Below are 8,166 nucleotides of genomic sequence, written 5' to 3'. Positions count from 1 at the left end.
GCTCAGGCCACGCTGGGGCTGGACATTGGCCCCTGGCGCTTGACTCCTCGACCCTTAGGCGTTGCCGTCAGCTTCTCCCCTGCCGGGGCCAGCCAGGGATCCCTAGCGGATCCGGAGGCGCTCCTGGAAGCCGCCCGTGCGCTGCTCGAGGCAGGGGCCGAGGCCATTGCCGTGGTGGCCCGCTTCCCCGACGATCTTGACTTTAGCCAGTACGAGCAGGGGCAGGGGGTAGATCCCCTGGCGGGGGCCGAGGCCATCCTCAGCCACCTGGTGGTGCGGGAGCTGGGGATCCCGTGTGCCCATGCTCCGGCCCTCTACCCTGATCCCGACCCCAAGCCGGTTCACCCCCGCGCTGCCGCTGAAGAGGTGGGGTTTACCTTCCTGCCCTCGGTTTTGGCAGGGCTGAGCTACGCCCCCCAGTTTGTGAAAAGGGGGGATCCCCTCCAGACGGGCGACCTGACAGCCAAGCAGGTGGACAGCGTCATTGCCCCGGCCACCGCCTTTGGCGGCCCCGGCCTACTTTACCTCGCCAGCCGCCCCCGCCCGCCCTTGTTTATTGCCGTCGAAGAAAACACCACCGTCATGCAGGTTCACCCGCGCCAGTTGGGGATCCCGCATGTGGCGGTTAGCTCCTACCTGGAGGCCATTGGCGTGGTGGTGGCCCACCGGGCTGGCGTGGCCCTCTCGTCGCTGCGGCTGTAGCCTCGGGCTAAGCCCAGTTCTGGCCCAGAAACGGCAACAGGCCAATCAGCAGCAGGCCCAGCGTGGCCAGCGACCCAACCAAAAAGGAGAGGGAGCGCCCCAGGGGAATGTCGCCGATGTAGAAAAAGTTGTAAAACAACCGTGCCAGCAGAAACACACCGCAGAGCAGGGCTACCCCTTCGTCGCCGCTAAGGCCAAACAGCCAGGGATCCGGGTGGGGGCCAGTAACATAGGCAATCAAGGCTGACGGCGCAAAGGTGCCCAGGGCCTCAAAGCCGTTGGCATGGGCCCAGGTGGCCCGCTGGCCGTAGGGAGGCAGCCGGTCGAACATAGCCCGCGGCGCATGGGGATCGTAGCCAACGCGAGCGCGGGCATAGCCGACCACGCCCATGGGCAGGTACACCAACAGGATGGCTGCAGCAATCGAGAACAGGGGGATGGCTTGCAGGGGGAGGTTGGGCAACATAGGCAAAACGCAGAGGAAAGAGGCGGCACCCGCACCTTCTCTAGGCTAGCCTCCCTAGGCGGGAATTGGCGCCGGGCTGCCTAGCAGGTAAGCCCCAACGACTTCTAGGCTGGGCGGGTGCAGGAAAGGGAGGGTGACAATGGCCTGCTGGGGAAAGCGCTGGGGCAACTGGGCCAGGATGGCCTGGTGGCGGCGCCAAAGGGCTGCGCCAAAGGGGGTGGAGTCCTCCAGCCAAACCCGATTGAGAACGGCATAGGGATGGGGGATCCCCAGGGCATCCAACTCCGCCAAAAGACGCTCGGTTTCCGCCAGAACTGCCTGTTCGGGGTTGAAGACGGGGACAAAGCTAACAAACTGGGGATCCCGCAGCCGCCGCTGCAGCTGGCGCACCTGGGCTAGGAGATCCCGCAACCGCTGCGCCCATTCCGGCCGGCCCACCACGTCGCGGTACTTTAGCCACAGCTTCAGGGCCAGGCTCACCCAGCCTTCTAGGGCCTGCGGCATCTGCAAAAAGCGCAAGAGGTGGCCGGTGGGGGCGGTATCCACCACCACCAGGTTGAACTGGCCGCTGGCTTCTTGTTCCAGCACCGTCAGCAGGGCCATCACCTCGTCTAGACCGGGAGGGGGCATCTGCAAAAGCTGCCGCCAAGCCTGGGGGTCGTACTGGACTTCCACCCCTGCCGTCCCCTCGCCTGCCAAAATGGCCGCCACCTCCTCCAGGTAGTCTTGGCGGAAGCGCTCCAGCACTGCCGCCGCCTCGATCTCCTGGCCCAGCAGGTTGGGCAAGAGCGGCAGCGGCTCCTGACCCAGCTTTGTCTGAAACAGATCCCCCAGCGAGTGGGCCGGGTCGATGGAGACCAGTAAGAGCCGCTGGTCGGGATGGCGCTGGGCCAGGTTCCAGGCCAGGGCCCCGGCCACCGTGGTCTTGCCCACCCCACCCTTGCCCCCCACCAGCACAAGGCGGATCCCTTGGGCCAAAAAATCTGGCAGGGCCACCCTTGGGGGGGAGGGGATCCCGCCGACAGGCTCCCCTGGGCTAGGGGGGATCTCTTCCAACTGCGGCAGCACCTCTGGCAAGGGGCGAAGCTGTTGCACCAGCCTGTCCAGGGCCGTCGGCCCAATCGGCTCCTCCAGTTGATAGGGACAAACCCAGATGGGATAGCCAGGCAGCTCCTCTTGGAGTGTTTTTAGCCAGCGCCACTGCTCCTGCTGGCGGGCTAGGTAAAGAGGCGAGGGGCGGCTGGGGGTTGCTTCCGCTTTTTCCCCTGCGGCCGCCACCGTCCCTAGCAACACCTGGTTGACCAGAAGACCCCCCACAGGCACACGGCGGCTTTGCAGTTGTTGACAGAAGCGGCGGGTCTCCGCCACGCTCAACGGCTCCGGGACCAGCACCAGCCAAGCAGAGGTGCTCTCCGGGTCGGTGAGGCGGGCTTTGCCTCCCTCCAGCTCACTTTGTAGCCGGGTCAAAAAGGCATCGGCCTCATCCGGTCGATAGGTGCCCGTCAGGGATTGGACAACCTCGCGGTGCTTGGCCTGGAAGGTGGCAAACACCGCCAGCAGATTATCCAAAAAGTCGGGCAACTCCAACAGCCGCAGGGTGTGGCCGGTGGGAGCGGTATCTAGAATAACCGTATCCACCTCTTGGCCCGCCAGCAGGCGGTTGACCTCGAGGATGGCCATCAGCTCGTCCACCCCCGGCCAGTCCAGATCCCAAAGGGGCAACAGATCCTCTCGCCCCAGCCAACTGCCCCGCTCGGCAATCAGCTCTAGAGCCGGGCCGTAGGTCTGCTTGAAAGACTGCAGCAGCACCTCGGCCTGGAGAGCCCGCACCTGCAAGTTGGGCCATTCGCGCAAGCGGTGCGGAGCACTTTCCGGCAGGGGTTGGGGGGTGTCGGCCACCGGGATCCCCAGCACATCCCCCAGGGAGTGGGCCGGATCGGTGGACAGCAACAGCAAACGGCGCTCTGGTTGCCTCTGGGCTAGGTGACGGGCTAGGGCACAGGCCAGGGTGGTCTTGCCCACGCCCCCCTTGCCGCTCAACAGCAGCAAGCGGCAGGAAGCCGAGAGCCGGTCAAAGGGGGAGTTGTCGAGCTGAGCGGGCTGCAAAGGGATCCCTCGCGCGCAGGTCACCCCTATTCTGGCCTGGATCTCCCTTGGGGATACCCCAGCCCGCCGAGGTTGGCTCTCGCCAACTCCAGTCGGCGGCGTCCTCTGTCCCAGGCCAGCAGCGCGTGGATCCCAAGCCAAAAGCCCGTCCACAGCCAGTTGTGCAACCAGATCTGGCCCAAGATGGGCAGGGTCAGGCCCTCTGTTCCGCCCAGCACCAGGCCGGCTGCCAAGATCAGCCCTTCAAAAGCAAGGAACCCTAGGATCAGCATGACCAGGATCCAAAGGTAATTGCGCAGCCATTGCCGAGGTTGGACAGGGTGGGGCTGGAAAAAGAGCGGGCGATAGCTGGCCAGCCACGCCACCCCCACCGTGCCGATCCCCAAGACCAACCCCCAAGCCAAAGAATCAGGGGTACGGGGATAGTTGTGCCAGGTGTAGCCAAAGATTTGGTTGGCCAGCCAAATCATCGAAGCGCTGACGATTGCCCCTTGGCGAGTTAACGTGGTGCCCGTGATGATGCCAACAGTTACAAAAGGCAGTGTACAGGTATAGGCAATGTTGCTAAGGCAGCCGATGGTGGTCAATAGGCTGGGCCAAAATCGACCTTGGGCTAGATCGCGGGTGGCTTGGGTCCAAATGACCTCCGGGATCCCGCGACGGGTTTTGGGGATGGACTGGACAAGAGCTTGTAGGCTGACCATAGGCTAATCCCCAGGAAAGAGGTGAGCTTTTAAGGGACACTTGTTCAGCAGGTGCTCCTGGACAATTTGCCGCGCTACTGGGGGTGTGACTTGCTTGTACCAGGTGCGGTCACCAGAGTAGAAAACCACCGGCCCTTGTTGGCAGACTTCTAGGCATCCTGAGGTGATAACCGGAACATCCAGATTGGCCTCGCGCAGGGCCGATTGCAGAGCTTCCACCACCGGCTGATAGTGGCGAGAAGGATAGCAGCGGCTGGAACGGCAAACCGCCAAATAGGGCCGCTTGAGAGGGTTATCTGCGTAAGGGATCCGCTCTTTTCCCTCGACGTAAATGGCTCGCAGGCGTTCATAAAGGGAAAGCTGCTGATAGTCGGCTTTGCCTTCGGGCAGGTAGTCTTCTCCTGGCCCCAAAAAGGGACTGGGCAAAAAGATCTGCAGCAGCGATTCCTCTGCCCCGTTCCAAAACTGGATCCCCCATTGGCGAGGCTGGCCCTGCGGATTGAGGCGGCGATAGAGTGCGGCGCGGCCGACCAATCTTTTGCGGCGCAGCTCAGGAGGAGTTCTGCGGTAGGGGCCGCCCTGGTGTTCCTCCAAACACAGATGCAAATGCCAAGTTTCCGTGGCCACGGTCAAGTAGCCGTCGTAGAGCACACAGAGAGTAGGGGGAGCCTTGAAGGCCGCTTCCAGGACGCCACCCTCCACCACCTGGCCCACTTGGATCTCGGCCCAGCGCTCCTGAAAGAGCTCATAGAGCAGCGGCCCAAGACAGTCGATGTGAGCCGGGATCCCTTCGTAAACGGTTGTCCAGCCGGTGGGGGAAACCTCTTGCCAAGTTTGGTTTAGGGGTGGGACCCAGGGATTGAAAACAGCCATAGGTTGCTCCTATTGGATTGGCGGAATGCGGGCAATCACCCCCTTTTTGATGGGGCGCTCTGCCCAGGGCAGGATCCCATCGGGCTTTGTCAAATACAGCTCCGCCGTTTGCAAGATTGGCTCCACGTCTTTTGGATCGAGATCGCCAAAGACATAGGTCATCTTTCGGGGGGCTGCCAGCGCAACCACACAAGCGTGGCTGCAGCCGCTCATACAGGCAACTGGCTTCAGTTGCAGTTGGGGATTGAGCCTTTGGGATTCCAAGGCAGCTAGGAGCATTTCTCCCTTGCTGATCCCTTCTTTTTGGCCGTTGACCCAGCGAGATCCGCAGGTGGTGCAAACCCAGAGGCAATGTTTAGACTCAGCTTGAGCCAAAGTTGTCGATGGAGAAATAGAGGGAAAGTTGGTCGCGCTCACCATAGAGTTGTATCCAAACTCCACTGCAAAGCAGACAATTCCACCAGGACAGCTTGTTCTAGATAGTTAGCCAAAAACAGCCCGAGAGGATGCTAAAATTGCCCCCGCAAGCTCACCCTCAGCGTGCGGCCAACGCCGGGATAGCCGGGGAAAACTTCATACTGCTCATCCAGCAGGTTGTCGATCCCCAACTCTAGGCTCAGGGCCTCAGTCAACGGGATCCCTCCCCGCAAAGCCACGGTGGTATAGCCTGGCAGGGATTCCGTATTGGAGTTGTTGGTAAAAAAGCTCCCAATGTGATGAACCAAGACCGAGCCGTACCCGCCCTGCTCATAGCGATAGGTTAGGCCTAGGTTGAAGCTATCGGCTCCCACAAAGGCTAGCTGTTTGCCAACTGTGGCCGGGTTAAGTGCAGCGCGGATGATGGGATCATTGAGGGTGTAGTTGGCAAAAAGCGTCCAGTTTTCCCCCAAACGCAAATCCAAAGCCGCTTCCAGGCCGGTGTATTCGACCAGCCCAATATTCTCATAGGTTCCCTGGCGCGGCCCCAGGCTGACAAAGGTGATGCCATCGCGGATGCGGTTGTGGGCAAACGTTAGCCGCAGCAGGCCAAAATCTCCCAGGCTCTGATCCAAGCCAACGTCAAAGCTCTCCCCTCGCTCTGGGCGGAGATTGGGGTTGCCATCCACTTCAAAAAAGCCTCGCAGCCGAAAGAATAATTCCGAGATCAAGGGGGTGCGAAAGCTGCTGGCGTAGTTGGCTCTCAAGGTGGTGCCTTCCGCCACTGTCCAGCGGATCCCCACAGCCGGCGAGGTGGCCGAGCTATTGGCCAAACTGCTGAAGTCCTGGCGCATGCCCAGATCAAGGTGGAAGTTGGGATCCGGGCTGTAATCCAGGCGGGCAAACAGGGCGCCCTGGTTAACCGTATCGTCGTAGTTGATATTGGCAGAACCGTTGGCAAAGGAAAAAGTTGTATTGCGAGCTGAGATGGAGCGATAATCTACCCCCAAAGCTCCCTCTAGGTTTTCGCCGGCTTGCCAAGCATACTGCAGCTGGGATCCCCAGCCATTGCGCAGGATGACGTCGCGGGATCCCTGGCTTTGCGGAGCACTGAAACGGTAGTTGAGATCGTCAAAAAAGACTCTTGCCTGCAGGGATCCTGTTGCCTGAGTCCACAGCCAACTGAGATCCAGCAGCAGATCGTTGGTGTTTTGCTCTGCATCGGGAGAGGGAAATTCCACACTGCCGGGCACACGAAAGGCTTTATTGAGGTAGAGGGCGTTGGCTGTTAGGACTTGGTCTTTGGCCAGTTGCCAGGTAAGCTTGGCCTGCAAGTTGTGGTACTCCACCGCCGAGTTTTCCCGCTTGCCTGACTTGCCCAGCCGCTCAATTGCAAAGGGAAAGTCGTTGTTACTTTTCAGACGGCGATAGCTGAGCACCCAGCCCAGATCCTGGGCTTGGCCCCGACTTTGGATCCCTTGCTCATTGAGGCCGTAGCTGCCGACCGCCGCTTCCAGCACCGTCTCCGTTTCTGGCTGTGGCTCCACCGTAACGATGTTGATCACGCCGCCAACAGCATCCGAGCCATACAGAGTAGAGCCGCCACCGGGAGAGACTTCAATTCGCTCGACAATATCTGTGGTGAGTTGAGAGAGGTCAAACCCGCCAAAGAAGCCCAGATCGTTGAGGGGGCGGCCGTCCAAGAGCACCAACACCTGCGCCGTTCGCGCCCCTCGCATGAATTGAGAGCTAAGAGCTCCCAACTGAGTTCCCGCTGTGCCATCGCTGAGGATCCCAGGCAGATAGCGCAGGGCTTCTTGCACCGTCCTTGCCCCTTGCTCGCGCATCTGCTGGCGGGTGATGACATAGACTGGGCGCGAAGAGTCCCGCAGCAAGCCAGGGCGGCGAAACGGTGTGGTGACGGGTTGATTGAAAATCTCGGCACTAAGACTGGTGTCCAAGACCGCTTGCGCCCAGGCTGGGATCCCCAAACTCCAGCTCCCCAGCCCAAGGCTGAGACATACAACAATTACTTTCATCCGGTTGCTCCTGCTTCCGTGCGACGCGGAAGAGCTAAGCTGTGAGCCAAAGCCGCAGGCGGGCATCCTGACTGAGGGCCTTAGCCCATCACAGTTGCGGCACAGCGCCGGATTTGCACCGGACTTTCCCCATTGCTTGCCCTGGCTGATCCCCAGAGCAACCTGACGGCACGGCTTCCTCCTCAGTCCTTTTGGAAAAAGCCGTGCTAGGCATCATACCTCCCCTGCTGGGGAGTTCCTATCCTGCCGGGGGGGATCCCTGGGCAGTGATATCAACGGAAGATCATCTCCGCCACCGCGTCAAAGCCGGCGTCCAACAGGCGATCCAGGACTGACTGGGCCTGGCTGCGGCTGTCGTAGAGGCCGGCCTGCAGCATCGTCCTGCCGTTGAACACGGTCTCCACTGCCTCAGGGACGAGCTGCCGCAGCCGCTGCAAGTCGTCGCTGCCCTTGGGGGTTACCAAGACGCGAAACTGGGTTGCCGCTCGCGTCAGCGGGACGGAGTCCTTGTCGGCAGCCTGAGCAGGAGAAGCTGGGGCCGAGCTTGAGGGTGCAGAGGAGGAGGTAGGAGGGTTTTCTCTGGCTTGGCGGCGGGCCGGCGGCGGCAGCAGGGGGGTGATGTCGGTAAGAGGAGCTGCAGAGGCCTGGCGGACAGGGGCGGCAGGAGCCGGCTCAACCGGCTGGGCAGGCGTGGTAGAGCCATCGGGGGTGAAGGGGACGGCAACAAACTCCTGGGGTTGAGCGCCCGACGGCTGGCTGGGGCTGCTGGGCAAAATACGCCCTCCCGATCCCGCTGCAGGAGGGGGAAGGGGGGCAGTCGATTGCGGCACCGCCACCACCGGTAGGTTTGTGGAAGTTT

General features: G+C 61.5%; 7 protein-coding genes, 1 pseudogene and 1 riboswitch. Of the genes and pseudogenes, 1 reads left to right on the top strand and 7 read right to left on the bottom strand.

The window, feature by feature from the left end; translation table 11 throughout:
• Positions 1–702 (top strand): DUF3326 domain-containing protein (locus tag NW835_RS10070; RefSeq protein ID WP_414415209.1); only part of this gene is annotated, 702 nt, incomplete at its 5' end.
• A 7-nt stretch (positions 703–709) separates the two neighbouring features.
• Here the strand turns inward: NW835_RS10070 and NW835_RS10065 are convergent.
• From NW835_RS10065 to NW835_RS10035, 7 genes and pseudogenes are all read right to left on the bottom strand, one after another.
• Positions 710–1,168: an MAPEG family protein gene (locus NW835_RS10065; RefSeq protein ID WP_414366242.1), complete on the bottom strand. Its 459-nt coding sequence runs from the start codon at positions 1,166–1,168 to the stop codon at positions 710–712.
• Between the two features lie 54 nt (positions 1,169–1,222).
• Positions 1,223–3,274, bottom strand: a complete 2,052-nt coding sequence (locus NW835_RS10060) for an ArsA family ATPase (protein ID WP_414415208.1) — start codon at positions 3,272–3,274, stop codon at positions 1,223–1,225.
• 26 nt (positions 3,275–3,300) lie between these two features.
• Positions 3,301–3,978: a hypothetical protein gene (locus NW835_RS10055; protein WP_414415207.1), complete on the bottom strand. Its 678-nt coding sequence runs from the start codon at positions 3,976–3,978 to the stop codon at positions 3,301–3,303.
• A 3-nt stretch (positions 3,979–3,981) separates the two neighbouring features.
• A complete protein-coding gene (locus tag NW835_RS10050) occupies positions 3,982–4,851 on the bottom strand; it encodes a (2Fe-2S) ferredoxin domain-containing protein (RefSeq protein WP_414415206.1) in 870 nt (289 codons plus the stop codon).
• A 9-nt stretch (positions 4,852–4,860) separates the two neighbouring features.
• Positions 4,861–5,271 carry a DUF1636 domain-containing protein gene (locus NW835_RS10045; protein WP_414415205.1) on the bottom strand — a complete coding sequence of 137 codons (411 nt, stop codon included), beginning with the start codon at positions 5,269–5,271 and terminating at the stop codon, positions 4,861–4,863.
• A gap of 89 nt (positions 5,272–5,360) precedes the next feature.
• Positions 5,361–7,307 (bottom strand): TonB-dependent receptor plug domain-containing protein, encoded by a 1,947-nt coding sequence (locus tag NW835_RS10040; RefSeq protein WP_414415204.1) that lies wholly within the window; start codon positions 7,305–7,307, stop codon positions 5,361–5,363.
• A 39-nt stretch (positions 7,308–7,346) separates the two neighbouring features.
• A riboswitch (cobalamin riboswitch) is annotated at positions 7,347–7,488 on the bottom strand.
• 91 nt (positions 7,489–7,579) lie between these two features.
• A pseudogene (locus tag NW835_RS10035) lies at positions 7,580–8,166 on the bottom strand (hypothetical protein); the annotation flags it as partial.

This window comes from Synechococcus sp. OH2, assembly GCF_047462155.1.
GTDB lineage: Bacteria > Cyanobacteriota > Cyanobacteriia > Thermostichales > Thermostichaceae > Thermostichus.
The sequence above is the reverse complement of the archived record's forward strand: the minus strand, read 5'-3'. Positions and strand labels throughout refer to the sequence as shown.